This is a genomic window from Mediterranea massiliensis (genome assembly GCF_900128475.1).
Lineage (GTDB): Bacteria > Bacteroidota > Bacteroidia > Bacteroidales > Bacteroidaceae > Bacteroides > Bacteroides massiliensis_E.
In genome coordinates this window covers 31,960-57,444 of the sequence record NZ_LT635835.1, presented here as the reverse complement: position 1 = coordinate 57,444, position 25,485 = coordinate 31,960, and the positions used below count along the sequence as shown (strand labels likewise).

The 25,485-nt window shown below is 52.5% G+C and carries 24 protein-coding genes and 1 pseudogene; 12 read left to right on the top strand and 13 right to left on the bottom strand.

Annotated features, from left to right (window positions below):
• Positions 1–22: 22 nt before the first annotated feature.
• The 11 genes from BQ7483_RS02460 to BQ7483_RS02410 are packed head-to-tail and all read right to left on the bottom strand — an operon-like array spanning position 23 to position 9,537.
• Positions 23–1,819 (bottom strand): hypothetical protein, encoded by a 1,797-nt coding sequence (locus BQ7483_RS02460; RefSeq protein ID WP_072544717.1) that lies wholly within the window; start codon positions 1,817–1,819, stop codon positions 23–25.
• A gap of 12 nt (positions 1,820–1,831) precedes the next feature.
• Positions 1,832–2,116, bottom strand: a complete 285-nt coding sequence (locus BQ7483_RS02455) for a hypothetical protein (RefSeq protein WP_013616469.1) — start codon at positions 2,114–2,116, stop codon at positions 1,832–1,834.
• A gap of 23 nt (positions 2,117–2,139) precedes the next feature.
• A complete protein-coding gene (locus BQ7483_RS02450; protein WP_072544716.1) occupies positions 2,140–2,967 on the bottom strand; it encodes a M23 family metallopeptidase in 828 nt (275 codons plus the stop codon).
• Positions 2,968–2,987: 20 nt separating this feature from the next.
• A complete protein-coding gene (locus BQ7483_RS02445; protein WP_072544715.1) occupies positions 2,988–3,656 on the bottom strand; it encodes a hypothetical protein in 669 nt (222 codons plus the stop codon).
• Between the two features lie 15 nt (positions 3,657–3,671).
• Positions 3,672–4,361 (bottom strand): hypothetical protein, encoded by a 690-nt coding sequence (locus BQ7483_RS02440; protein ID WP_072544714.1) that lies wholly within the window; start codon positions 4,359–4,361, stop codon positions 3,672–3,674.
• Positions 4,362–4,374: 13 nt separating this feature from the next.
• Complete coding sequence (locus BQ7483_RS02435; RefSeq protein ID WP_072544713.1) at positions 4,375–5,070, bottom strand: hypothetical protein; 696 nt, start codon at positions 5,068–5,070, stop codon at positions 4,375–4,377.
• On the bottom strand, positions 5,051–5,548 hold the full coding sequence (locus BQ7483_RS02430; RefSeq protein ID WP_072544712.1) for a PH domain-containing protein: 498 nt from the start codon (positions 5,546–5,548) through the stop codon (positions 5,051–5,053). The genes BQ7483_RS02435 and BQ7483_RS02430 overlap by 20 nt, the downstream gene beginning before the upstream one ends.
• Positions 5,545–6,933 carry a toprim domain-containing protein gene (locus tag BQ7483_RS02425; protein WP_072544711.1) on the bottom strand — a complete coding sequence of 463 codons (1,389 nt, stop codon included), beginning with the start codon at positions 6,931–6,933 and terminating at the stop codon, positions 5,545–5,547. Before BQ7483_RS02425 ends, BQ7483_RS02430 begins: the two co-directional genes overlap by 4 nt.
• Before the next feature lie 4 nt (positions 6,934–6,937).
• Positions 6,938–8,503, bottom strand: a complete 1,566-nt coding sequence (locus BQ7483_RS02420) for a hypothetical protein (RefSeq protein ID WP_072544710.1) — start codon at positions 8,501–8,503, stop codon at positions 6,938–6,940.
• A gap of 30 nt (positions 8,504–8,533) precedes the next feature.
• Complete coding sequence (locus BQ7483_RS02415) at positions 8,534–8,758, bottom strand: hypothetical protein (RefSeq protein ID WP_072544709.1); 225 nt, start codon at positions 8,756–8,758, stop codon at positions 8,534–8,536.
• A gap of 20 nt (positions 8,759–8,778) precedes the next feature.
• A complete protein-coding gene (locus BQ7483_RS02410) occupies positions 8,779–9,537 on the bottom strand; it encodes a DUF4099 domain-containing protein (protein WP_013616478.1) in 759 nt (252 codons plus the stop codon).
• A gap of 220 nt (positions 9,538–9,757) precedes the next feature.
• Between BQ7483_RS02410 and BQ7483_RS02405 the strand changes: the two genes are divergently transcribed.
• Complete coding sequence (locus BQ7483_RS02405) at positions 9,758–10,432, top strand: M23 family metallopeptidase (protein WP_052306014.1); 675 nt, start codon at positions 9,758–9,760, stop codon at positions 10,430–10,432.
• Positions 10,433–10,435: 3 nt separating this feature from the next.
• On the opposite strand, the gene BQ7483_RS02400 is transcribed toward BQ7483_RS02405, so the two are convergent.
• Together BQ7483_RS02400 and BQ7483_RS02395 are read right to left on the bottom strand one after the other, a co-directional pair.
• Positions 10,436–11,266 carry a phosphoribosyltransferase family protein gene (locus tag BQ7483_RS02400; RefSeq protein WP_013616480.1) on the bottom strand — a complete coding sequence of 277 codons (831 nt, stop codon included), beginning with the start codon at positions 11,264–11,266 and terminating at the stop codon, positions 10,436–10,438.
• On the bottom strand, positions 11,266–12,522 hold the full coding sequence (locus BQ7483_RS02395) for an ATP-binding protein (protein ID WP_072544708.1): 1,257 nt from the start codon (positions 12,520–12,522) through the stop codon (positions 11,266–11,268). The genes BQ7483_RS02400 and BQ7483_RS02395 overlap by 1 nt, the downstream gene beginning before the upstream one ends.
• A 430-nt stretch (positions 12,523–12,952) precedes the next feature.
• Here BQ7483_RS02395 and BQ7483_RS02385 point away from each other — a divergent pair, with 430 nt between their 5' ends.
• The 11 genes and pseudogenes from BQ7483_RS02385 to BQ7483_RS02320 all read left to right on the top strand — a co-directional run bounded on the left by BQ7483_RS02385 (position 12,953) and on the right by BQ7483_RS02320 (position 25,460).
• On the top strand, positions 12,953–13,177 hold the full coding sequence (locus tag BQ7483_RS02385) for a DUF7688 family protein (protein ID WP_072544707.1): 225 nt from the start codon (positions 12,953–12,955) through the stop codon (positions 13,175–13,177).
• Between the two features lie 55 nt (positions 13,178–13,232).
• Positions 13,233–13,862 carry a hypothetical protein gene (locus BQ7483_RS02380; protein ID WP_072544706.1) on the top strand — a complete coding sequence of 210 codons (630 nt, stop codon included), beginning with the start codon at positions 13,233–13,235 and terminating at the stop codon, positions 13,860–13,862.
• Positions 13,863–14,254: 392 nt separating this feature from the next.
• Complete coding sequence (locus tag BQ7483_RS02375; protein WP_072544705.1) at positions 14,255–19,228, top strand: N-6 DNA methylase; 4,974 nt, start codon at positions 14,255–14,257, stop codon at positions 19,226–19,228.
• 438 nt (positions 19,229–19,666) lie between these two features.
• Entirely contained in the window at positions 19,667–20,077 is a 411-nt protein-coding gene (locus tag BQ7483_RS02365; RefSeq protein WP_013616486.1) for a DUF4313 domain-containing protein, read from the top strand.
• Positions 20,078–20,897: 820 nt separating this feature from the next.
• Positions 20,898–21,311 carry a single-stranded DNA-binding protein gene (locus BQ7483_RS02355; RefSeq protein WP_072544704.1) on the top strand — a complete coding sequence of 138 codons (414 nt, stop codon included), beginning with the start codon at positions 20,898–20,900 and terminating at the stop codon, positions 21,309–21,311.
• Between the two features lie 147 nt (positions 21,312–21,458).
• Positions 21,459–21,641, top strand: a pseudogene (locus BQ7483_RS02350) (hypothetical protein); the annotation flags it as partial.
• Between the two features lie 463 nt (positions 21,642–22,104).
• A complete protein-coding gene (locus BQ7483_RS02340; protein WP_072544702.1) occupies positions 22,105–23,835 on the top strand; it encodes a ParB/RepB/Spo0J family partition protein in 1,731 nt (576 codons plus the stop codon).
• 457 nt (positions 23,836–24,292) lie between these two features.
• A complete protein-coding gene (locus tag BQ7483_RS02335; protein ID WP_072544953.1) occupies positions 24,293–24,490 on the top strand; it encodes a hypothetical protein in 198 nt (65 codons plus the stop codon).
• Between the two features lie 11 nt (positions 24,491–24,501).
• A complete protein-coding gene (locus BQ7483_RS02330) occupies positions 24,502–24,780 on the top strand; it encodes a hypothetical protein (RefSeq protein ID WP_072544701.1) in 279 nt (92 codons plus the stop codon).
• A 7-nt stretch (positions 24,781–24,787) separates the two neighbouring features.
• Positions 24,788–25,060 (top strand): hypothetical protein, encoded by a 273-nt coding sequence (locus BQ7483_RS02325; RefSeq protein ID WP_013616492.1) that lies wholly within the window; start codon positions 24,788–24,790, stop codon positions 25,058–25,060.
• Between the two features lie 31 nt (positions 25,061–25,091).
• On the top strand, positions 25,092–25,460 hold the full coding sequence (locus BQ7483_RS02320; RefSeq protein ID WP_013616493.1) for a hypothetical protein: 369 nt from the start codon (positions 25,092–25,094) through the stop codon (positions 25,458–25,460).
• Positions 25,461–25,485 lie beyond the last annotated feature (25 nt).

Sequence of the window (25,485 nt, the reverse complement as noted above, 5' to 3'; positions counted from 1 at the left end):
CGTATGCTGTTTTAATGGTCGGTTATTGGATGCCCCGCGTCCGAACGATGGTTTCAGGACGGTTGTTGTCGTAATTCTGGGAAGCCATCTGATTCATCCGGTCACTTTGGGCAAGCACGGCGTTGGCCAGCGTGTTCAGCGGCAGGGCACCTTTCCTGTAGGCATCGGCCACCACCGGACTGAGCTGGACGGTGCACGGCACATGGTCTATCGTGGCCACCAGCGTACAGCCTTGTAGCACCGGATTGACGATGCGGGGATTGAGCGGCTCGTCAGGATAACGCTTGTATTCGGTTTCCCTGTTTCCGGCGGTCAGCCCTTCCGACTGCTTGCGTTCCAATGCCTCATGTCCGGCTTTGTTCAGCAGGTTTGCCCCGCCCAGGCCGATAAGGAGCATCTTCAACAGCGGATTACGGACAAACAGGCCCGCCACGATGCTTGCCATCGGCAGCAGGTTGTCTTTCAGTCGCAAGGATTGTGTCTTTCCCGTGAATGCTCCCAACAGGATGTCCGGAAGCATGGCCATGATGTAACCGAGGTTGCCGGTGATTTCACCCAGCCCGTCCAGTCCCACTGACCGTAACAGCCCGTTCCAGCCGTTTTCGTTGCTTTGGATGGCTGATGCAGATGGATTCTCCTGCCCGACAGTCGCAGTTTCTTCGTCGCCGTGAATTTGGGTTTGTGATTCTGTCCTGTTTTCTTCCCTCTGCTCCTCTTGCACTACAGCCTGCCCGTTCTTGTCCTCCGCTTTCTGCCTTTCCAGATCCCGCAGGTAGGCTTCTTCCTGGCCGGGAGCTACAATCAACGGAACATCCTTGTATTTTTCCTTCCGGTCATGTTCTGTTGCCCCGAAATCGGGCCACCACTGTGTGTTTCCCACTTGCATCCATTTCGTGAAGTCAAATTCGCATACAGGTATTTTCTTGCGCAGCACATTGTTTGCAGCGGCAAGGGTGACGTTTTCTTGGGGAGAAATGGCTGCGGCTTCCTTCCGGAACGTGGTGAAAACATTGCCGTCAATGCCGAACACGCCCTTGCTGATGCACGTTTCCACCGTAGGGCCTTCCGGCTTGTCCTTATCGAGATGTCCGGCAACGGCGGAAACGGCGGCATCCGCTCCAATGAACTTGGCGAATGTCGTCCACGACCCAGCGCCGCCCAGCATGAGAGTGTCCACAGAAACCCCCAATGCCCAGGCTGCACCTTTCTCTACCTTGCCCGGACGGTAGGCTGCCTCTCCTCGGGCTTCTATCTCTTCGGCAAGCGGCGATCGACCCAACACCTGCGGCAGTCCCAGCAGGCTCGACTCCGCCGCCTTGCGGATGATGTATTCTGCGGACGATTTGGGCATCCGTTCCTTGACCAGCTTGTCTATCATCATCTGCTCCACGCGGTAGTCCACATAGGCATAGGCAAGGTCACAGCCCAGTTCCTTCGACAGTTCGTCGTACCGCTCCCTGCCGATTTCCTGCACGACGGCATGACGCCATTGTCCGGCGATACAGGCAAGGTCATGCTGCATCTCGTCGGACGAGACGATTTTCTCCCGGCACATCGCGATGTAGTCCTCGGTGGTTTTCGAGTTCCATTCTCCCGTGACCTTGAGGGTCTGGTAAGGGTCGCCGAGCGGCTGACCCGCCGTCGCCATCATGCTGAGTATGCCGCCGATGGAGGTGGAGTATTCCTTCATCTCCTCGCCCTGTTTCTCGTTCAGGTACGCCTGCGTCTGTTTCATGACGGGAACTATGTGGCAGACGAAATAGTTGTCCATAAGGGATTCCGTCTCCGCAAACTGTCTGCTATGTTTTATTCCTTCCATTATGTTGTCATATCATATCAAGTTCACCTGTTTCAGTAACTGTTCCTTTGTCTGTTCGATGGCGTTGCGGTACACCTCCATCTGCTTGGGGAAGAACGCTTCGAGCCATGCGTCCTTTCCGATGCGGTCGTGGATGAAGTCCACGGCCTGTGTCCGCTCGATTTCCACCGATGCCTCGCCTTCCTCCCGGTTGTTGAACCAGGCTTTGGTCCACCACCGGATGCCGGCACGGTCGGGATAGACGGTGACCGCCCTCGGTATGTCGAAACTCTGGATGTCGATGTCCAGTTCCGCCAGCGGGTCGATGATGCCGCTGGAGGCTACTGCTTCGGCACGAAGTTTTTTTTTAAGTTCCCGCCGCCCATTGTCGAAAGGTACACCTCATGCCGCAGGGCGAGGTAGTTCAGGAAGTCCGCTATCAGCAGGTTCTGTACCTTGCACACCAGAGGCAACGCTTTCTGTCCCAGACCGAGCGGGTTTGCCATGCTCGGCATCCGCTCATAAAAATATGCTTTCATCGCACCGGTCGTGAAGATGTTGCGAAGCGATTGCTCCGTATGTTCCGGCACCGTGTATCTTCCCAGCCGAAGGTCATCCATGTAGAGCGGCAGGAAACGGAACATCAGCCGTTCTATTTCCTCCCTGTCCCGTTCATAGTCGGTTTCCGGTGCGCCATCGTAGAAGCCGTCAGCACTGTCGCCGCCCGCTTCCTGCATGGCCTTGATGTTGCCGTACAGCATGGCGAGGAACTCCAGCGGATCCATTTCCTCGCCTTTGAACTTGACCCCGACATGCAACAGGTCGCCGCTCATCGCTACCGTCTGCCCGGCTTTCACTTGCCTGCCGAATTGGGCGAACACATTGGACAGGTGTCCGTATGTCACTTCATATTGTCCGTAGCGGATGGTCTGGCAGATGCCGTGTGTGGGGTCGTTGCCTACACCCGACACGACACCGCTGGCCACGGCGGACAGCAGGTAACGCCGCACGTCGAAGTCGATGCCGTGGTGGAAAAACTTCTCGCCGCTCTCCGGATGGTTCTGCTCGCCGTAGCCGAGCGACAGGCTCACATCCCTGCCGTCAGGTTCTGCGAACGGCATGCAGTAGCCGCTGTCGGAATGCAGTATCATTTCTTCGGTATATTTCATTTTCTTATTTGTTTGATGTCCTATCTTCTCATGCCTCCGCCTTGCGCCTGTCCCTCTTCTGTGGAAAGGCCCTGTGCGGAATTTCTCTGTGCGCTCTCCGGAACTTCCGTGCGGACAAGCCCGGCATTGTTGCCGATGAGCATCATGCCCAGAAACAGCCCGGCTATCTTGCCGAGCCAGCCGGTGCGCCCGAAGACCAGGAATGCGGCGGCGATAAGTCCCGCTATGCTCAGCCCGGACACGTTACCGCGTCCGAGGTTGCTGAAAAAACCGCCGATCATGTTCCCAAGTCCGCCTCCGGTGGCCTGGCCTATGAAGTTCGACACTCCATTCAGGCTGGAGCTGATGCTTGCCGCCGCACCGCCCACCGCCTCGGCTGCTTCTCCGGCCTTTCCTTTCAGTTCTTGTATATCCTCCGTCGTACCGGCAAGGGCATTCGTGGCCGATTCGCCGATGACGGTATCGCCCACAATCCTCGCCACGCTTTTGTCCGTGGTCAGCTTTTCCCACGCCACATAACCGGCCGCACTGCCTATGGCGGCGGTCTTCATCGCCTGACCCGCTCCGCGCAGGGTCTGCGAGGGATGCAACACGGCTTGTCCCGCACTCCTCCCTGTGGCTGCGGCGGCCTTGCCCATGTTCTTGGCGGCCTTGCCGCCTGCTTTCAATAATGCGTCCCAGAATCCCATATCTGTTCTATATATTTAAGGTCTTACTTTCCTTCCGTTCTGCTTCCATCTGCGTCGGGCGGCTTCCACGATGTCGCGCTTGTCCGCAACGGGAAGCGAACCGCCGTCAATCTCTATCCAGATGTCGCCCATCGTGGTGTATTTCACCGCTATGGTCAGGCGTTGCAGTTTCTTGTTCATCAATTTGAGTTTCGGACGGATGCCGAACACAACTTCCATCCGTTCTTTCTCCGTCATCTTGTTGTCCGACAGGCAGGCGGTACGGATGTCGTTCACGATTTCCACGCTGCCGAGTATCAGTTCCCGGTATATTTTGTTCCGGCGTGACGAGAGGGCGACGGCAAGGGCGTTGGACGGATGTCTCGCAAGCTGCTGCGAGAAGTCGCCTAAATTGTCCGTCAGCCGGCTTATCTCATGGTAGAAGCCGTAGGTCTGGGCAGCATAGCAGACAATCGAGCGGAACGAGTCCAGATAATTGTTGAACTCCCGCTGCAAGTCGGTGGTACCCTCTATCTCCTCCTTTGTCCAAATGTGACCGGTAGTCTGCAGTAGCATCACCTTTTCCTGGCTTTTCAGTTCTTTCTGCGCCTTGTCGGTATAGAGCAGGATCATGCCTGCCAGTACCGGGTCGTTCTGTGCCCGGACTTTCGGAGAAGCGGCACACAGCAGTAGAATACAGGTCAATGTCATCGTCAGCTTCTTCATCTTTTCATCCTTTTTAATGTGCGAGTGCGGCTGCCCTGCGCCATCGGGTCATGGCCAGCCGTGCCACCTCTCCATTATCACGGTCCAACATCCCGGCTGTCACATTGTTCCATACGTCGTTCAGCGTATAGTACCGTATGCTCAGGTAGAGCAGGTGCAGTTTCCGGCTGAAAGCCGACAGTTTGTCGTTCAATGCCCACAAGGTCTTGCTGCGTTCTGCGCCTGTCAGCATGTTTTCCGTGCCTCCTTTCGCCACGGCATCGTTCAGCAGCGTGAACACGGAGACCAGTTCCGTGGCCGTCTCGATATAGAGGTTGTTCATGCTCATGCTGGCGATGATGCCCTGCGGGTTGTTTTTGATGGCCTTGCCCAGTTTGCCGAGGGTGAGGAATATCCTCACGCCGTCGTTGTACAGGTGTGTGCAGGCTTTCAGTGACGAAGCGAAGCCGCTGGCCGTCTTAAGGTAGTTGTTGTATTCTTTCTCCCATTGATGTATCCGGTTGAACTCCGCAGCAATGCTGTTCTGCAGTACCGCCGTCTGGGTTTGTCCCTTTATCTGTTTGTCAATCTGGCCGTTTATCAGCTCGTTCCCTTCGGCAAGAGCCACCCATTCCAACGGGTTGGAGGCCGCTATCTGCGCCTGCGCAAGCTGCGGCAGCAGGAATGCGAGCACGGCGGCAAGGATGATGCTAATGGTTCGTGATTTCATATATTCCCTTTTTTCGTTTGTTGTATTCCACCCGTCCCCGGATGAGCGGAACGATGTCGTCCTTCCGTCTCATGCCTGTAAGGTCGAGCCGGGGCGTGTTCCGGTCCGTAGAGAAAATGCGCACCGTCTTCAGTCCGCAGAGCTGCTGCATCAGGCTCTGATGTTCCTGGAAGTCCACGATACGGTACAATTCCATATAGTCCACCTTTCGGACGAACACACCCTGTTCACAGACAAGCTGCTCGATGCCGATGTGGTAGTGTATCCTGCACAGGTAGATGAAGCGGTACAGCAGGACAAGCGACAGGAAAAAGAAGACAGCAACCCCGGCAACCGGGTATGGCACGCCTTCCATGCCGCCGTAGATGCCACCGGCACAGCACACGGCAAGGGACGGCAGCTCGTCGATGACGAACTGCATCTTGTGTGGTCTCAATACGAGACTTTCCGGCTGTGATATGGATGGTGTCGTTCTCATCGGTGGAAGCCTGTTTTTCGTTCCTGTTCCGTATCTTCTTCTCTGGGACGGTTCTCTCGGGCGGATGTTTCCTGTCTTATGCCTGCCAGCAGCTCGTCGTTCCAGTCCTTGCAGGGAGCTTTCGGCTCTTCCCGCACGAACCGGGTGTCATCCTTTTCGTCCAGACCGAGAAAATCCCGCAGCCCATTCCGGAAATCCCTGTATTGTCTGTTCATCAGGCTTTCCTGTTCCTTTATGTCATCCGGATGGCACAGCCCGCTTGAGCGCATGGACATGACCTCTTCCCATGCGGCTTCGTATTTCCCGTAACATGACCGCAGGGTGTCAGGCAACAGGTCGGCATTGCCTCCGTCAATACCGCCTCCGGCAGGTATGGTTTCGAGATAGGCTTTTCGCTCCGGCGTGGACTCGATGCCAGACTTGACTATCCGGTGAATCTCTTTCTTGAGATTGTCGGTAAATTCCCGGCCTGCCGCATCGGTGTCGAAACAGATATGCTGCCGGGCGGAACGGGTACGGGAGATTACCCCACGCATCTGCTCCACGGTAGGAGTTCCACCGGTGGAGACGAACACGGCTTTTCTCAAATCCTTGTTCTCTTTCTGGTATAGCTGGTAGTAGGACATGGCATCATAGCCGCTCTCGAACCAGTAAATGTGGGTGGCATCACCCAGGGCTGTCCCGGCAGGACTGCCAATCCACAGACCCGCACTCGAATTGCTTCCTTCGGCCTTGCCTTTGTAGCTGCCGCTGCCGTCCATCCTTGCCCGGCCCCGTTCCTCGAATCCCACGACCTTTTCCGGCTCTTTGGGCAGGCGGAGCGGGAATGCAAGGTTGGTATAGGACGACCCGTCCGGCCTTTTCCGCGTGGCCAGACAGAAATCTCTATGAAAGGCATATTGGGTGTACAGGTCTATGCCCCTATGTTTGAAGAAAAAGTAGAATTTCTTCTGTGTCTCTTTGTCCTGGGGGTTAAACTTGTGGATGTCGTAGTCGTCTATATTGAAGGGCCTGATGTCCCGTCTGGGCTGTATGATGCGTGTCTCCCTCTCGGGGATGGGCTGGTTCAGCAGGCGGTTGCAAACGAGGTTCACCAGCCTGTCGCCGGATATGCCCGCCCGGTATTCAGCAAAGAACTGCGGATGTTCCTTGATGAAGGAGATGATGTTGTACAACTTTTGCTGGGGCGGCTGGAAACAGCACTGGCCGTTGGCCGTGACGATGAATTTGTCACCGCGCACACGCCTGCCGTCGCTGTCTGTCCGGACGTATGACGGATAACGCAGGCCGTCCCGCCTGTTCAGCCGGTAGCCCGCGTCAATGAGCACGTCCTGTATGGTCAAGCGCCGCAGAAAGTCATCGTATGTCAATTCGTTTCCGTTCATAGGCCTACCTCCCCATACGCAAGTCACTTATCTCCCGGTTCATCTCGGCCTCGAAATTGCGTATCGCCACATCCCTTGGCGTGTCCACACCCGGTTTGAAATAAGGTCTGGGCGGACCGCCGAACCGTTCGCCGTAGAACTCCGGCGCATGATGACTGTGCTTTATCCCGTGTACGACACCGGTCGTGACGACGGCTCCGGCTGTCAGGGCGGCGAATATCTTCACACCGAGGTCTTTCCGGGCTTCGGGGCGCATCTTCATGTCCACTTCGCTGAATATCTTCGAAAAGAGCTTCATGCGGTGGTAGTCATCGACCGCCAGGAATTTGTCATAGTCCTTCTGGCTGATTTCGTGGCTGACGACCTGCCCGTCGATGACGGCGGTCATCCTGTACTTGCCCTCAGCCTCTGCCGGATGGACGGCTATCTCGCTTACTTCCACTTCGCGCCCATGACGTCCTTCCTTATACCAGCCCCGGTTCTCGTTGAGATAGTAGAGATCCCTGCCGTCAATCACGGCTCCTTCGGACATCTGTTCCTCGGCAAGTCCCTGTTGCGGTTGTTCTTCAAAAAGCGTTTGTTCCTGCTGTTGGTGCCGTGCCAGGTCTTCCTGCACTTCCGGATGCAGGCCGATACTGATGCGCCGGTCGCTGTCCAGGGCTTCCATCGTCACCTTGTCCCGGTAGTCCGCTGCGATGATGTTATTGAGAAGCTCGATGCGTTTCTCTACCGGATGTTCTTCAATGGAGTTGGAGGTCAGCACCGCCGTCTCTTCCGCTGTCAGGTCATAGACGAAATCGGCGGAAACCGACTCCGACTGCACGGTCAGCGTCCGCTGCTCCGCATCCACGATAAGGCCGTGCGAGGACAGGCACTCCTGCCATTTCTCGTTGGAGAAGTACACGGGCGAGCTGACCAGTTCCTTGTAGGGCTTGGCCGGCTCGCTGCTCCGTTCCCGGGTGACAAGCGGCGTGATAACGCTTTGCAGGTTCTGTAAGACATCCGCAGGTTGCGCCGCAATCTCCCTTTGGTCACCTTTATAATAGAATCCGTAACCGCCGGATTGCAGCTCTCCGGGCTTCATCCGTCCGTCCCAGCGTTCGGCGACAACGGGGCCGGGATAAAACAACTGCCCACCGACCCTGCGCAGGTGAAAGCCCCATTGCTGGCGGGGCGTCCATCCGAGGAACGGGGGTGGCAGCCCCCTCCACCCGGTGCGTCCGTATTCGCCGATACCGATGCGGTATCCGTGAAGTCCCATCGCGACACGGCCGTTGGCGTTCCGGGCGTGGACGAAATCTTTGGGCATATAAAAGTCATTGCCGACAATGCTGGTAAACACATTGTAGGCTTTCTTGTTGGCCGTATTCGTACCCCAGTCGGTCAGTGCCAGCATCTGCCGCTCCGTGATGGGATAGGCAAGCAAAGGCGAGTCATGCCCCTGCACGACCAGGCTGTAGCCTGCGCCGTCAGGCACGATATGGGCCTGCATACCGTTGCGCATCAGGATGTCGCGCATCTCCGGCTGCAGATCCATCGCCCGTGGGTTGGTATTCTTTCGTATCGCCATTGTCTGATGATTTGGATTGTCTGTGATAGATTAAGCGTCTCCGTTTTCGAGGGCATATTCAAGTTCCCTGTCCTTGAAATGGACAAACTCTTCCGCCGACGGGTCTCCGACTAAGAAGTCGTTTTCCTTGCAGTAAAGAAGATACTCCTCCTGCCATTCGGCCGAGTGGTGATTGACAAAATCGAGCCAGCCGTATTCGCCGCTCTCCAGCTTCTCTATAAGGATGTCCTCCGGATAATACTGTTCTTTGTGCATGGTCGTGACGGTTATAAGGGTTATTTGTGAAGGGCTGCGGCACGGTTGCGCTCGGCGCTTTTCTTCTGTTCGTTCCACATTTCTTCAGTATAGTCGTCTTCGGAGACATAATTGAGGTTGCCGTCATCGTCCATGACCCAGCACCCGTAGCAGCCGAAGGTGTATTTATCCCATTCCCGTCTGGTCTGCTCGCGCCATTTCTCTCCATCGCCGTGGCAGAAGCGGATACCCGTCCTTGTATTGAGGTCGATGCCCACGGTGACAGGCTCGTCATCAACGACAATGGTCAGCGGTTCTCCGTGTTGCAGGCTGTTGACCTCTGCCGTGCCGAGGTGAAGTTCCTCTGCGGCCACCTGCAGATTGCGCCCGATGATGGGGGTAGGCACGGAAAGCACCTGCTTCGTCTCCGGGTCTATCTGCACGAATGCCTTGCTGTGGCGTCCGTCGGAGGTCTCCACGTCAACGATGACAGCCTTGCCGTCGAGTAGCTGTTTCTGTTGCGCCTCGCTGTATTTCTCCAGCGGGGAGGATTTCAGCACCGGATAGAATACCACGTCCGCCTGACCGTCGTCCCTGCGGATAAAGGCGATGCGTGTGCGACTTTCAAAAGTCTCACCGTTCTCACCGGTCACCCGGACAGGAAGCACAGGCGAATGCTTTCCTTGGCAAATGTCCTCAAGGACATACATGGGGAGATCCTCTATCATTTCTTGTGTAAGCCCGAATTTGGACAGTGTTCCAAACGGCAGTTCCGTCAAATCAAATCGTACTTGCTTCATATTATAAAATCAAATTCTAAATCATACTTTGCAAAGATAGATTGAATTTATTGTGACAGGCAAATATATGGAATAATAAGTAGTTGAAATATACTATTTTTATGATTAGAATATGATTTCGGCTTAAAAATCATATTCTAAACAGTTAAATAATCATATTCATATAAGAAATGGATTAGGATATTTGCACAGGGTGGATACGCCTTGTTACCTTTGCGGCATGAAAACAAAAAAATGGATGATGCTGGCTGCTGGTGTCATTATGACCACGACACCGCTTTTTGCACAGTTCAATACGGTCATGCCCGGTAGGACGACAGGTGTATCGGAATCTGTATCGCTGAAAGACGACGATATGGGGAACCGGCAGGGAAAGGCTTTTATGGAAGGATGCCTGTCTGAGGAAAAAAGCGCACCGGCATCGTCAGGCGAAGCCGGAAAGGAGAAATGGGTGCAACGCTATCTGAGCGTGTGCTATCCGCTCCGTAAGATGAAGGTCAATTCGCCATACGGGTACCGGACGGACCCATTTACCGGAAAGAGGAAGTTCCACAACGGCATAGACCTGCACGCGCGGGGTGACAAGGTGCTGGCCATGATGGAGGGCACGGTGATCAAGGTCGGACAGGACAGGGCTTCGGGAAAATATGTGGTGTTGCGGCACGGTGAGTTCACCGTCAGCTACTGCCATCTCTCGCGGATACTGGTCGGCAAAGGGGCTGTTGTCCGTCCGAGGGATGCGGTCGGCATTACGGGAAACACGGGACGCAGCACCGGCGAGCATCTGCACATCACTTGCAGGCGCAACGGGAAGAGTGTGAATCCGGCTAAGATTTTCAATTACATCAAAACCACACGGGAGAAATGCCTGGCGGCATTGGCAGAAATGTCATAAGACCTATGGCTCGTGCGTGATGGCGCGGACGATATGTCCGCCCCATACATGGGCCTTTATCAGGAACAGCGGCGGAACCGTAACGGTCTTTCCGTAGAAGATGGCGGCCACCACTTCGCCGCCGCACCGCTCTATCTCTTCCTTGTAGTCGGTAAGGCTCTGGCCGCTCGTGAACACATCGTCCACGATGATGATTCTTTTTCCCTTGATGTCGCCTGTAATATTGTAGTTTCTTTCAAGGATGCGTTCGCTGCCCTTGCACTCGTGCAGGCTCTCGCGTTCACTGTGTACATCGACATCATACAGTCCGGAGGTGAGTTCCTTCCGGTGGGTCGTGATGTACCAGTCGAGCCGCTTGAACCGCTGGCCGTATTTTATCCAGTTGCTGCATGGCATGAACATGACATGACAGGAAGCGGTGTCCACCGGCAGGGCGGCCATACAAGCCTTGAAGAAGTCGATGCCGTGGTTCTCTCCCTCTTTGAAGGCATAGAGAGTACGGCAGAACCCACGCTGTTCTTCGTCAAGCAGCCTTTTGTAGCGTGACGGATAATAATGGCCGTAGAACGTCACGCTTATGCCACGGAAACGGAAAGGCTTGAGCGGATGCCTGTCCTCGTAAAAATCGGGATGGGCGAAGCAGAACATACGGCAGGCATCCCTGTGCCCGGCCATCACAGCCAGACGGCAGTGGCGGTCACGGTCCTCGGCTTTATCGGCGAGCAGGGCAGCGGCAAAAGCGGCTTCCCCGGCTTTCTTCCGCCAGTACCCGGCCAGACAGGACAAGCCTATCGCTATGCCGACCAGTATCAGGAAGAGCAGCCTCGGTTCCATTACAATTCAAGTGAATTGTCCTTCAGCAGGAAATCATAAATACTGATGGTTGTAATACCTACTTCATCTCTTGTTACAGGACTTTCTTCACCGATGACAATAATTTTCTTGAACGAATCGTCCACTTTCAGTAGGGATGCCCGTTCCTGTTTTATCTTCTCATCAGACTCCATTCGGTAAGCCGACTGTATGTAGTACCGCCTGCTTCCCAAGTTGCAAACGAAATCGACTTCAAGGCTGGAACGCTGCTGCCTGCCGTTTTCATCAGTCACAACAATCGGAACGGTACCTACATCCACATTGAACCCACGTATCCGCAATTCATTGTAAACCATATTCTCCATCAGATGACTCCTTTCTGATTGACGGAAATTGATGCGGGCGTTGCGCAATCCCAAATCCATGAAGTAATATTTGTATTGGGAGTTGATATATCGCTTTCCTTTGATGTCATAGCGGGTGGACTTTTCAACCAGAAACGAATCGATCAGGTAATCGATATATTCTTTGACCGTATCATAAGAGATGCTTGACTTCTTCTCGCTCCGGAAAGTGTTCGCCAGTTTGTTCGGGTTTGTCAGTGCTCCGATACCGGAAGCCATGATGTTGATAAGTTCCTCCAGATCATCGTCCTTGCGTATCTCATAGCGGTCTTTGATGTCTTTGATATAGGTCTCGTCGAACAAGGATTTCAGGAATTTCGCTTTCTGTTCTTCCGTATTATATGACAATATCTGCGGAAGACCGCCATATAGCATATATTCATTGAAGCCGGCCTGGATACTGCCTGGATAAACAGACATGTATTCACCGAAACTCAAAGGGTACATTTTCACTTCAAAACCACGCCCCCTGAACTCTGTGGCTATATCCTTGGAGAGAAACTTTGCATTACTGCCTGTTACATACACATCTACATTCCGCATCCTTAAAAAGCCATTCAGGACATCCTCAAACTTATCAAGCATCTGTACCTCGTCAAGCAGGAGATAATACATGGCGTCATCCGCAATGCGGCTTTCCATGTATGCGTACAGATTATCGGGATTTCTCATTTCCCGATTCTTATAGTCTTCCAGATCCACTTTTATGATATGGTCTGAAGCAATGCCCTCATTTTCAAGCCATGAAGCGAATATCTCAAAAAGAAGATAGGACTTGCCGCATCTGCGCATACCCGTTATGACCTTGATCATACCGTTATGTCGCAGGGAAACAAGTTCATCCAAATATTTATTCCTTTCTATATGTGCCATGCTAATCGAATTTTATGTCAGTTTATGACGGATTTTTCGATTACAAAAATAACTGTTTTCAATCGTATGGCAAAATCCTAATCGGAAAAAGCGTCATTAATGACGACTTTTTAGGTTAGAATAATTTTTTTGTGAAAGCTTCTTGCCTAATCATACTCTTTTACCCCGTGTTACCGCCATTCAGCCCTGCGACCTTCAGGGAGTTATTTTGCTGCAAAGATACCCGTCCGTCACAACCCCTCCAATGCCGGCAGACCGCCGGAGGTGTTCCGGGAAAATCTTCCTCTCCGTTGTCGAGCGTATTTTCCCGTCCAGCCTTGTCCGGTTGCTCCTTGCCGCCCTCCGGGGCAGAAAAATAATCCCGAAGTCGCACAGAGGGCGAACAGAGGGAAAGAAACAAACTGATGTTGAACATTAAAATTGAAAGATTATGACGGAAGAAATCAGACAGAACGGCAGCGTGGTGCTGTCAAGTTGCAGCGAACACGCAATCCCTATGATTTTCAACAATCTGTGCGGGAAGAACTTTTCGGGCAAGGAATACCGGGACTATATCCGGTATATAGCACTCGGTGAGATGGGCTTCAAACCCGGACGTATCGAACTTTACAGGGATGGAGAACTATTGAAGTCTGGCTACATCCCCAAATTCTGACCCATGTTTTTAATAACGAATGACCATTAAATCATAAACAAATAACTTTATAAATATGGAATTGACTAATATTCATCCGGCAGAAGCCTATCTCCGTAACGAACAGAACCCATCGTTTTTGTATATCAGGATTTACGGGGAGCGTAGGAAATTGTTTATCAACCGGGGTGGTGAAAATGCCATCGGTATCATTGCCAAGGGAAAGCGCAAGCGTGGCTACATCTTTACAGACTGGGACAACATCGAAAAAATCTACGCCCCCTCACAGGATAATGAAAAGGATAGGAACAGGAAACTACTCCTTAAATACCAGCGGCTCGCTCGCCTTGCCACACATACCAACAACTGGCTCCGGAAAATTGCCGCAGCCGACCCGGAAAAGTCCCTGTATGAGAACCATATTACGACAGGAACAGTAATTGACGGAATGTGCATCAGTCTGGCAAGAATTGAAAAGTATTGCGGCAGCACGAGCATGGCCCTTTTCAGAAAGGCATTGAAAGATGGCAAAACTTTCTCTACCAGTCGTTTTGATTTTTGCGGTTATGACGGTACGCTTTGGTGCGAACCGGATGGTGAGGGAGGCATGAAGGCTGGCTTCAGCAAGGAATACCGGGATTGTGGAAACGGTTATTACTATTTGCTTATCAATGACAAGTTCATGATTGGGTACGACATCGACTAATCCGTCGGAACAAAGCTAAGCCGTGTCGGGCAGAATGGCCCGGTACGGCTTTTTATCTTTCCGGTCTGCCGACGGCAATGGCCTTTATACTTTTCCATTCCCTTTTCTACCTGCCGGGCATCCTCCCTTTTCTATTCCGGCGTTTCCGCCCCATTCAGCCGTGCGACCTCCTGGGGAACTATTTTGCTGCAAAAGTAACCGACAGTCCCAGCCTTTGCCAATGCCGGCAAGCCGCCGCAGGGGTGAGCCGGGAAAATCTTCCTCTCCGCTGTCGAGCGTATTTTCCCGTCCAGCCTTGGCCGGGTGTTCCTGCCAACTTTTCGGAGCAGAAAAATAATTCCCGGCGGCCGCAAACAGGCCGAACAGAGGGAAGAAAAATAAAAGGTTAAGCTATGAGTTACAACAGATTGAAATCACTGGCGGCAAATGTGGCCGCCATAGAAACAGCGGTGACTGTCCACAAACAACGCAGGAAAGCCACACAGGAAGAGAAACAGGTATTGGCGCAGTATTCGGGCTTTGGAGGTGTCAAGGAAGTGCTGACTATCGGAACGCAAATCCCCATGCCCGAAGAACTGGCGGAGCAGACAAACCGCTTGCAGGAGGTTTTGAGAACTCTTGCAGGAGGGAGCGAGGGGGATTACGACCTGCTGATGAACAGTATAAAGGCTTCCGTGCTGACTGCGTTCTATACGCCGGATTTCCTCATTGAAGCCGTCGCAGGTCAGATACACACCACATTCAGGGAGAACGGACTGCAGATGCGCAGCTTCCTCGAACCGAGCGCAGGCATCGGAGGTTTCCTGCCTGTGGCTATGGACGGCACACACAGCTACGCCATTGAAAAGGACATAATTACCGGGCTTGTGCTTTCTCTTTTGCATGATGAAGCAACCACCGTGACAGGAGGGTTTGAAGCAATAGACAGGCAGGAGCTGGAGCATCGGAAATTCGATGTCATTGCATCCAACATTCCATTCGGCAATTTCCGTGTGTTCGATACGGAATTTTGGAAGAAAGGCGGTATTTACGAACAGGCCACCAAGACCATACACAACTACTTTTTCGTCAAGGCGATGGAACTGCTTAACGAGGGCGGACTGCTGGCTTTCGTCACTTCAAGGGGCGTAGCCGACACGCCGGGCAACAAATTCGTGAGAGAATACCTTGTCAGCCATGCCGACCTTATCAGTGCGGTAAGGCTTCCCGACACGCTTTTCATGCAGACGAGCGGTATCGAGGTGGGCAGCGACCTGCTCATATTCCAGAAGCACACGCACAAGGCATCCCTCTCGCTCCGGGAGAAATATTTCCTGCAAGTTACAAAGGAAAATGTAAATGCGGACGGTGCGATGACGGAATATGCCAACAAACTGTTTTCCATGCCGAAAACCGTGCTGACAACAGACAGCCGCATCGTGAAGAACCAATACGGCAAATATGTACGCAAACATCACTGGCTCGGCTCTGATACGGCAATGGCACAATACCTTTCCGCTTTGGTTAAATATGACTTTGACAGATATTTCCACAAGAGCCTTTTCATCGGACAGGACGATGCGCCTGTACAGATGTCGCTTTTCGGTGGGGCGGTTGCCGCCGTGCCGGACAAAGGCAGGAGGGCATACACCGGGGATATGCCCGGATGGATGAAAGAGGGGGCGATAGTGCTGTTCGAGGGACAGGTAGGAACGCTCCGGTTCCGCAGGTCAAGCCACTACGAGGAAACGGCGGTGGATTTCGTGCCGTTGGACGAGGGCAAGGTCAATGTGGAGAGGACGGCGGACTACTTGCCGCTCCGTGAGGCGTATTTCGAACTTTCAACGAAAGAGAGGGAGCAAGAAAAGGAACAGGCGGCTTTGCGTGAAAGGCTGAACACCCTGTATGATGCCTTTGTCACCAAGTGGGGATATTTCCACGAGAACGACAACAGGGATTTCATCATGCAGGACAGTCTGGGCATGGAGGTCTATACCATTGAAATGCAGGTCGGCGACAACATCTTCAAGTCAGACATCATGCGTGAGCCTGTGACTTTCAAAAAGATAGACACAGGTGTAAGACTGGCACCGTTCGAGGCATTGGCAAGCAGCCTCAATTTCTACGGCAGGGTGGATATGGGCTACATTATGCAGTCCACAGGCACGGATTGGGAAGAGGTCATGGAAGCTCTCAAAGGGGAGATTTTCTACAATCCCGTTGCCGGATGTTGGGAGCATAAAGGAAAGTTTCTTGCCGGGAATGTCGTAGCCAAGCACAAGGAAATGGCTTCATATATTCCCTCTTTATGCAACACCGAAAAGGAATGGACGGAGGCATCCGTGAGGGCGTTGGAGGAAGCCATACCCGAAACGATACCTTACGAGGAGCTTGACATCAACATGGGCGAGCGGTGGATTGACACGAAGATATACGCCGATTTTGCGGCGGAGCTGTTCGGCGTGGAAGCCGAGGTGATGTATTTCGATGTGAACGACACCTACCTTGTAAGGCTGAAAGGCTATTCTCCGGCGGCGTACAACACCTATTCCGTGCGGAATTACAACGGTGAAGACCTGTTCGTCCATGCCTTGCACGATACCGTGCCGGAGATAACGAAAGAGATTGAACGCAACGGCGATAAGGTGCGTGTGCCGGACGAGGAAGCCATACAGGAAGCCGCCACCAAGATACAGGAGATTAGGGAGCGGTTCAACGAATGGCTCGACAGGCAGCCGTTGGAAGTCCGGGACGAACTGGTAAGGGTCTATAACGAGCGTTTCAACTGTTTTGTAAGGCCGCACTATGACGGTTCGGCGCAGACCTTTCCGGGGCTTTCATTCGAGCACTTCGCCTACAAGGAGCTTTATCCCTCGCAGAAAGATGCTATCTGGATGATTAAGCAGAATGGCGGCGGTATCTGCTGGCACGAGGTGGGCACGGGCAAGACGATGATAATGTGCGTGGCGGCTTACGAAATGAAGCGTCTCGGACTAATTAGGAAGCCGCTTATTGTCGGATTGAAAGCCAACGTGCACGAGATAGCCGACACGTTCCGCAAGGCTTATCCGTCTGCCAAACTACTCTATCCGGGCAAGGAGGACTTCACGCCTGCCAACCGGAAAGAGGTGTTTGCTAAAATCAAAAACAATAACTGGGACTGCATCATCCTGACACACGACCAGTTCGCAAAGATACCGCAGTCGGAAATAACCATGATGGAGATTTTCTCCGAAGAACTTGCCGATGTGGAGCGCAGCCTTGAGGTATTGGAGAACTCCACCATGCGCTACCGCAGCAGGCAGATGCAGAAAGGACTGGAGAAGCGGCAGGAGAATCTGAAAGCGAAACTCGCCGAATTGCAGGAGAAAATCAAAGCCCGGAAAGACGATACGGTGGACTTTCATTCGATGGGCATAGACCATATTTTTGTGGACGAATGCCAGGTTATAAAGAACCTGATGTTCCAGACACGCCACACAAGGGTAGCGGGCATCGGCAACACACGAGGTTCACAAAGGGCAATGAACATGTTGTTTGCCATCCGTGACATTCAGCACCGCACAGGCCGGGATTTGGGGGCGACATTCCTTTCCGGCACGGTGGTGGTCAATGCGCTTACCGAGCTGTATGTGATGTTCAAGTACCTGCGCCCTCGTGAGTTGAGACGGCAGTCCATCAGTTGCTTTGATGCGTGGGCGGCGATATTCACGAAGAAGACAGCCGACTATGAACTGAACGTGACCGGGACGATAAAGCGTAAAGAGCGTTTCCGCACCTATATCAAAGTGCCGGAACTGGCGATGTTCCTGCGTGAGATTACCGACTACCGCACCGCCGACATGATTAACCTCGATGTGCCGGAGAAGAACGTGCGTTTCCTTTCCCATGCGCCGACCATCGAACAGGAAGAAATGATTGGACGATTGGTTTCCTTTGCGCATAGCGGAGAGTGGGAAGACCTCGGTCTCGATATTCCCGAACCGGACAACATCGGCAAGGCGAAGATGCTCATCGCTACCAACGTGGCACGCAAGATGGCTCTCGACATGAGATTGCTCGGAGACAAGTTCCATGACGATACGGAAAACAAGGCTTCCATCTGCGCAAGGACGGTCTATGACTATTATGTGCGCTCCAATGCCAACCGGGGTACGCAGTTCATATTCAGCGACCTTTCCACCTACAAGCCGAATGAGTGGAACATCTATTCCGACATCAAGGACAAGCTGGTACGGCTCGGCATTCCGGCGGACGAGATACAGTTTATCCAGTGCGCACAGACCGAGAGGGCGAGAAAGAAGCTCTTTGCCGACATGAACAGCGGCAGGGTGCGTGTGCTGTTCGGCTCGACCACCATGCTTGGTACAGGGGTGAACGCCCAGCAGCGGGCGGTGGCGGTGCATCATCTTGAGATTCCCTGGAGACCTGCGGACATGGAGCAGCGCAACGGCAGGGCGGTGCGCAAGGGAAACACCGTCAAACTCTGGGGCGGCAATGTGGTGGATATAGTCATCTACGGCACGGAGAAGACGTTGGATGCCTACAAGTTCAACCTCTTGCGTAACAAACAGATGTTCATCAATCAGATTAACAACGGCACGATTGCCGTGCGCCGCATTGACGAGGACAGCATGGACGAGGACAACGGCATGAACTTCGCAGAGTTCGTGGCCATCCTTTCCGGAAATACCGACCTGTTGAACAAGGCGAAACTCGACAACAGGATTATGCAGTTGGAAAAGGAACAGGCGATTTTCAAGAAAGAGCGCATCCGTGCCGAGCACAAGATTTCCGCCAACAGGCAGGACATCGAAAAGGCGGAACGGTTCATCGCCCAGGTCAATGCCGATAGGAAATACATCACGGCTTACACCGGAGAGCGGACGACCCTGCTGTTGAACCTGCCACAAGCCACGGCAGAAGAAACCGGGCGTGAACTGCACCGCATGGCGAGAACATACCGCAGCGAGGCATACGCCACCATTGGCAGCTATATGGGGATGAACCTGCTGGTACGCAGCGAATACGACTTTTCCGGGACATTCGACCGCAACACGTTCTATGTCGAGGGCAGAAGCGGATTGAAATACCGTTGCGGCGTGTCGGGTGCGTTGCCGCTGGGGTTTGTCGAGTCGGCGCAATATCCCAAAACCACATTAGACAAACTGCCGGGCATCATCGACAATCAGAGCAAGAAAATCGAAAAACTGCAAAGCGAGCTTCCCACCTTGCAGGAAATCGTCAGCCGCAAGTGGAGCAAGTCGGACGAACTGGCAAGGCTCCGGCAGGAATGCAGGGACTTGCAGCGGCGGATAGACGAAGCCCTCAAGGAAGCGGAACAGAAACCGCATCCGGCACAGGAGGACATCGACAAAGCTGCCTGACCGTAATTCATATTTTAACCTTTACTCCCTGTCCGGTCGTGATGGCCGGGCAGGTTTTTCTGTATGGTATGCCCTGTGCGGCCCGCCCTGCCTTTATAGGCCGGCATCCTCCCTTTTTATCCTCTTTCCCTTTTTTACCCTTCCCCCTTATACCTGCCTGTCCATCCTTTTATATCTTTCCTTATCTTTGTCTTCGCAGCCAGTCCTTCCTTCCCGGCTTATTGTTCCGCGAAAGTAACGGATTACGGCTGTTCCCTACAAATCCTGCAAGCCTGCGGTGGCCGACGGAAATCTTCCTTCTCGGGGAGAAGCGTATTTCTGTCGCCAGATTTGTCCGGTTGCCGTTATCACTTTCGTGGTGCGGAAAAATAAATCCGGCGAAGGTCTTTAAGGACCGAACGCAGGGAAAATAAAAAAACGAAATTAAAAATTTGAAGTATGGAAAAAAACAGTGAGAAAAAAGTGGTCGTTGACGGTTTGACGTTAAAACTTCTGCGTAAGGATGAAAAATGGGTCTTCCCGTTTGTTACCTACTACCAGCACGGACTGGGCAGCCCAATCTGTCTGGAATTGCTTGAATATAAAGAAGACAGCAACGGTTTCGAGCCGGAGGCAGTCATAACCGTCAATCTTCCGGGCGTGGAGCGTAATGCCGGCTGCCAGTTCATCGACACGAACAACAACGGAGAAGCGGTGCTGGACTGGCTCGTGCTTTATGAGTTAGGTGTACCGACTGGCAGATACGCCGCTTCCGGCCATTGCATGTATCCCGAAGTGGACTTCTACCGGAGCGAGCGCTTCATGCGTCAGAAAGAATTTTGCGACAGGCATTTCAACTTCGTCGGCTGACAGGCAGGGGAAGGCAGTCATATTGGGCTGCCTTCATTGCCGGCAATTCCCTTTTTATGGCATACCGTCCCGGCATTTCATCCCTTTTCTACCCGGCTTTTCCCGCCCATGAAGCAAGGTAGGAGGTCTGTGCCGCTGTCCGCTCTTCAATCCAAGGTACGGAAGGCTGTGCCGGAGCACCGCCAGTCCGATTCTTGCCGCTCCATGCCGGAGCTTCGACAGATGTCGAAACAACACGGTATTCCGCTATGCAAGGCTTCCTGCCGGATCTTGCTCTGGCACATTCCGCCTTTAATCCGTATCTTTTCTTTCCGGGCCGTCAGTGTCATGGGCAAACGGTGACACATCCCGCTTTGCGCCGGCCTCCATATATTCCGGCAGATCTCAAGGCGGAAAGAGTCCCCTTTCTGTTTGCCCGGCAGACCACTATTCTCTACCCGCCCAAGCCGTTTCTCCCGTTATATCATCCTTTCCCTCTGCTTTTATCCCCGGCAGGGCCGTCCGTACAGTTATAATCGGTGCGACTTTATGCTTTCTCCGGATGCTTTCTGGCAGTCACCGGTCTGGTTTTACCGCTGCAAATATAGGCCGTCGCGCCTGTCCCTTACGTTTTGAAGTGCATTTCTTGCAAATTCTTCCTTGACAGCCGGGGCTGCCAAGAGTAATTGGCAAGAAAAAACGACGTGTGCGGCTTTGCCGACAGCCTTTGGTTGCAGCATAAAATCCCGACAGCGGTTCAGACAGAAAGGAACCGAGAAGAGGGAAAATAAAAGAAAGGTAACGGCAGGACCAACCACCTTGCCACAAAACATTTTTTATTATGTTACATGTACACACTATCGGACGCATTGGCAAAGACTGCCAGGTAATTGCAGGAGCCCACGGCTCATTCATGGCTATGAACATAGCCGTTGACGATTATGCAAAGGGACAGAACATCACCACATGGGTAAAGGTAAGAAGCAGCAAGGAGAACCACATCCGGCTGGCCGAATACCTCACCAAAGGACGCCTGGTGCTTGTTGAAGGCACACTGTCATCTTCCCTGTGGACGGACAAAAACGGGGAGAGCCAGATTCAGCTTTCCATTACGGCGGAGAGCATCGCATTCATCAATACAGGCAAGAAGGACAGCTCGGCTGGCAGCCCGGACAACATGGCGGCCACAACGGACAACACACCCGTACCCCCTGCCGATATGCCGCAGGACGACAAGGACGACCTGCCGTTCTGACAAAGGCATCACCGGTGACGGTATGGACTGGACTATGGTATATGCCGTATCCGGCAGTCAGGGAAATCGACCCGCTGCCGGTATGGTGTATGCCGGTTTCAGTTTACACCACAGACAGAAATAAGAACGACCCGAAATGATAGAGATATGAGTAATTACGATTTTATAAAGGCTGGAAGCAAGGTTTTCTGGCATGACCCGGACGGCGGTTTGTCGGACGGTGTGTATCAGGTGGTGGATGTCCCGGAGGAAATCGAAGAGGACAGTATCATTTTGATAGCCTCGGACTATTCGGAGGCGGAAGTATTCGCAGCGGAACTGTCGCCGCTGTGATTTTCTTCAGGTGGCATATCGGAGTTGCCCGATATGCTACCTGTTCCGCCAATCCTTTTATACGATTTGTGGAAAATTTACCTTTTGTATTTGTCAAATATCACATTCTTTTATACCCATTTATAGCGTTCATCCACACCGTTTCTATCTCCGGCAAACCCGTTTCCCTTTTCTATACGGCCGGGCCTTTATCCTCTCCTGGTCATTCCTGCTGTCACCGGCCATTGGTTTTATCAGATGCAAAGGTCGGCAGTCGCGCTTGATCCGTCGGCTTGAAGTGCATTTCTTGCAAAATTCTTCCTTTCCGTGAAAGAGTAATTTGGCAAGAAAAGCCGCCTTATGAAGCTGTTCCGACGGCCGGAACCTGCATCCATAAAACCCCAAAGGCGGTTCGGCAGAAAAGAACCGACAAGAGGGAAAATAAAAAAACAAGTTATTAACAAATTAAATTTTTTGAATTATGGAAGCAACAGACATGAAGTCAGTAGAGAAGAACATCGCATCGGTAGCATTGGCAGACATTCAGCCGAGTAACTACAACCCTCGCAAGACCTTTGACGAGGCGAGCCTTGCCGAACTTGCCGAGAGCATACGGCAACAGGGTGTCTTGCAGCCCATAGGTGTACGCCCCATTGATGAAAACCGCTTCGAGGTTGTCTTTGGCGAACGCAGATACCGTGCATCGCTCATGGCAGGACTGGAAACCGTTCCGGCAGTCATATACGAAGTGTCGGACGAGGTAGCCGAGGAAATGGCGGTCACGGAGAACCTGCAGCGCAAGGACGTTACACCCATAGAGGAAGCAAACGCCTATCAGAAACTGATAGAGAGCGGACGGCACGATGTGCATTCATTGGCTGTTCAGTTCGGCAAGTCGGAAGACTATATTCGCACACGGCTCAAATTCACGACTTTGATTCCCGAAATCGCAGCCCTTTTGGAAACGGACGAAATCACAATCAGTGTGGCAAGTGAAATCTGCCGATATGGTGAGGACATACAGAGTGAGGTGTACGACAGGCATCTGAAAGAGGGAGTCATATACGGCAGTTGGCGTGGCATGAAAGCCGTAGATGTGGCGAAACGCATAGAAAGTGATTATACGACTGACCTTGACCGCTATTCCTTTGACAAGACCCTCTGCAAGTCCTGCCCGCACAACACCAACAACATGATGTTGTTCTGTGAGGGCAGTTGCGGAAAGTGTGCCAACAGGAAATGCCTTGAGGACATGAATGCAGCCTATCTTGTGGAAAAGGCCATGCAGATGTTGGCAGACCATCCTACCGCTTCGCTTGCTTATTCTATCTTTTACACCTGCAACGACACGACTGTCAAGCGGCTTGAGGAACTTGGCTACGAGGTGGAGAGATTATCATGCCGCCATGAGGACTATCCCGAACTGCCCGAAGCACCCGAAGCGGCAGATTACGAGACCACGGAAGAATACGAAGAAGCCCAAAGGGACTTCGAGCAGGAGCAGGAAGATTACAAGGCTGAATGCGAGGACATATTACGACGAAGTGAAGAGGGGGAAATATCGCTCTATGTTCTTATCGGTAACAAAGACCTCTTTCTCGGTTATGTGGAGAACTCCGCAACGAATACGGCAAACGGCACGTTATCGACAAAGGAGAAAGAACTTACTCCGCTTGAGAAACTGGAAAAGCAGGACAAGCGCAATAAGGAAATCGCCCTTGAAAAGACGGTTGCGGACACCAAGAAGCGGATATTAGAGGTGGACACCGCCGAAACCAAGTTCGGAGCTGACGAGGACAAGATGATTTATTACTTCCTCCTTTCATATCTCCGCAGGGAGCATTACGCAGCCGTAGGCATTGAGGACGAGAATGTGTACTACCTTTCCGACAAGGACAAGTTGCGCATCATTGAAAACCTGAATGGCAAGGCGAAAGCCGTTATCCGCAGGGACTTCTTGATTTCCGAGTTCCAAGACGCACCGGCCAGCGATGCCGCAGCCACCCTCTTGCTCCGATTTGCGGAGAAGCACATGCCCGAAACGCTTGCCGAAATCCGAAAGGGTTATGATGAAGTCTATGAGAAACGCCACCAGCGCATCGAGGAAAAGAAAGCAGTCCTCATGGTGCAGGACAAGGCCAGGCAGGAAGCGGAGCAGCAGGAAGAACCGCAACCCGATGAAACGCCACAAGCCGAAGATGTAGCGGCTTGACCTTTCCATAATTCAGTTCAGAAGCAGGGCGGAGAAATCCGTCCTGCATACTGTTGTGTTATGTGGTGCGTCGGTCATGCCTTTTTTAGTGAAAGCCACAAGGTGCGACGGCGGCACCATGCCGCTGCTATCCCTTTCTAACCGCCTGCCGACCTTTTCCAAAGCCTTGCCTCACAAGGCTCATTCCCTTTATACCGTTTGGGGGCTTCCCATGTTTCCGCCTCCATGCCGTCACCGCCGCAGGTTTTCTACGGTGCGAATGTAGGCTGCCGCGCCTGTCCCCTCCGTTTTGAAGTGCATTTCCTGCAAATTCTTCCTTGCCGGGGCAAGAGTAATTGGCAGGAAAAAACATCGGGAATGGCTTATCCGGCGGCCTCTCCCTGCACCGTAAAACCCGAAGCGGCTCCGGTTGCAGGATGCCGAACAGAGGGAAAAGAAAAAACTTAAATTCAAAAAGATGAAAACATTGGAAGAATTGTTACAAGAGCTTGGATGTGTCGGTGACGCATTCGACAGTACAGGAGAATTTACAGAAGCTGGAGACAAGGCATATCGCTTTCTGTTGGATTTGCTGCATGACATTGAAGGATTGACAGGAGAAAGTGTATCAAGCATAGTCAAGGAACTTGATGGGATATGTAATGAGAATTATTAAAAATCAAAACTATGGACAGAAATATTCAGGAATCGAAAGAGTATAGACTCGCAAAGGAGTGGGAGATGGCGGTGAACAGCTACAGTTTCGACCCCAGAAAATTCGCTGCGGCTATCCCGGGCATGCACCCGACAAATCAGCAGAGCCTTTACCGGCTTATCCGGGAGTGCATCAAGGTCATGGCAGACGACAGCCGCCGTTACGATGACCGCAACAGGGCATCGCATGAAGAGGCGAAGTGCATCATGGAATATCTCAATGAACACGGAAAGTATATACCATTAAAATAAATCGAATATGAGAACAAAAGAATTGGAATTTGACGGCAAGACATACATCTGCCGTATCGTCGATTCAATTGACGGAGAAGAATTGTTGATTGGTTCAACCGAACTGCTTGACGCCTTGCAGCCGGGCAGTTTCGAGGATGTGAACGAAGGTTTTGCCAGTAAGGAAGCGGAAGACCTATACGACGAGGTATTCTACTTTACAGAACCGCAGAATCTTCTTCTGCCGGACAAGGAACTGATTGAAGTCTTGAAGGAAAGCAACCCGGATTGGTTCGAATGAAAAGAGTATAAATCAATCAAAAATCAAGATGATGGACAAAAAATATGTGGTACAGGTCGCACAGACCGTTAGAGAACAACTGATAGCAACGACCCGCATGGAAATCCTCATGTCTTGGGGTATCGGACAATTCACGCCTGCCATATTCAAGGATTTGCCGGGTCTGAAATTCCATGTGAACGGAAGACTATTTCAGGGCGATGTGCTTATATGTCTGAACGGCTCGGACTATTACGAGGTGTATCTTCGGGACGGTACGGGGGTGGAGTGCATCAGTGATGAAGTCTGTTTCGATGAACTGGGAGAGCTAATTGACCGCCGCATCGAAAGCGGGACGGACAAGGAGGAATATGCCCGTTTCTGCGAACAGACGGCAATGTCGCTCAGATGGTACAAATAAAGACATAGGGGAAAAGGATAACCCC

Bases quoted from the DNA above. Each gene is read 5' to 3' on its own strand.
- BQ7483_RS02460 (WP_072544717.1), bottom strand. From the start codon at position 1,819: ATGGAAGGAATAAAACATAGCAGACAGTTTGCGGAGACGGAATCCCTT.
- BQ7483_RS02450 (WP_072544716.1), bottom strand. From the start codon at position 2,967: ATGAAATATACCGAAGAAATGATACTGCATTCCGACAGCGGCTACTGC.
- BQ7483_RS02445 (WP_072544715.1), bottom strand. From the start codon at position 3,656: ATGGGATTCTGGGACGCATTATTGAAAGCAGGCGGCAAGGCCGCCAAG.
- BQ7483_RS02440 (WP_072544714.1), bottom strand. From the start codon at position 4,361: ATGAAGAAGCTGACGATGACATTGACCTGTATTCTACTGCTGTGTGCC.
- BQ7483_RS02435 (WP_072544713.1), bottom strand. From the start codon at position 5,070: ATGAAATCACGAACCATTAGCATCATCCTTGCCGCCGTGCTCGCATTC.
- BQ7483_RS02430 (WP_072544712.1), bottom strand. From the start codon at position 5,548: ATGAGAACGACACCATCCATATCACAGCCGGAAAGTCTCGTATTGAGA.
- BQ7483_RS02425 (WP_072544711.1), bottom strand. From the start codon at position 6,933: ATGAACGGAAACGAATTGACATACGATGACTTTCTGCGGCGCTTGACC.
- BQ7483_RS02420 (WP_072544710.1), bottom strand. From the start codon at position 8,503: ATGGCGATACGAAAGAATACCAACCCACGGGCGATGGATCTGCAGCCG.
- BQ7483_RS02415 (WP_072544709.1), bottom strand. From the start codon at position 8,758: ATGCACAAAGAACAGTATTATCCGGAGGACATCCTTATAGAGAAGCTG.
- BQ7483_RS02410 (WP_013616478.1), bottom strand. From the start codon at position 9,537: ATGAAGCAAGTACGATTTGATTTGACGGAACTGCCGTTTGGAACACTG.
- BQ7483_RS02405 (WP_052306014.1), top strand. From the start codon at position 9,758: ATGAAAACAAAAAAATGGATGATGCTGGCTGCTGGTGTCATTATGACC.
- BQ7483_RS02400 (WP_013616480.1), bottom strand. From the start codon at position 11,266: ATGGAACCGAGGCTGCTCTTCCTGATACTGGTCGGCATAGCGATAGGC.
- BQ7483_RS02395 (WP_072544708.1), bottom strand. From the start codon at position 12,522: ATGGCACATATAGAAAGGAATAAATATTTGGATGAACTTGTTTCCCTG.
- BQ7483_RS02385 (WP_072544707.1), top strand. From the start codon at position 12,953: ATGACGGAAGAAATCAGACAGAACGGCAGCGTGGTGCTGTCAAGTTGC.
- BQ7483_RS02380 (WP_072544706.1), top strand. From the start codon at position 13,233: ATGGAATTGACTAATATTCATCCGGCAGAAGCCTATCTCCGTAACGAA.
- BQ7483_RS02375 (WP_072544705.1), top strand. From the start codon at position 14,255: ATGAGTTACAACAGATTGAAATCACTGGCGGCAAATGTGGCCGCCATA.
- BQ7483_RS02365 (WP_013616486.1), top strand. From the start codon at position 19,667: ATGGAAAAAAACAGTGAGAAAAAAGTGGTCGTTGACGGTTTGACGTTA.
- BQ7483_RS02355 (WP_072544704.1), top strand. From the start codon at position 20,898: ATGTTACATGTACACACTATCGGACGCATTGGCAAAGACTGCCAGGTA.
- BQ7483_RS02340 (WP_072544702.1), top strand. From the start codon at position 22,105: ATGGAAGCAACAGACATGAAGTCAGTAGAGAAGAACATCGCATCGGTA.
- BQ7483_RS02335 (WP_072544953.1), top strand. From the start codon at position 24,293: ATGAAAACATTGGAAGAATTGTTACAAGAGCTTGGATGTGTCGGTGAC.
- BQ7483_RS02330 (WP_072544701.1), top strand. From the start codon at position 24,502: ATGGACAGAAATATTCAGGAATCGAAAGAGTATAGACTCGCAAAGGAG.
- BQ7483_RS02325 (WP_013616492.1), top strand. From the start codon at position 24,788: ATGAGAACAAAAGAATTGGAATTTGACGGCAAGACATACATCTGCCGT.
- BQ7483_RS02320 (WP_013616493.1), top strand. From the start codon at position 25,092: ATGGACAAAAAATATGTGGTACAGGTCGCACAGACCGTTAGAGAACAA.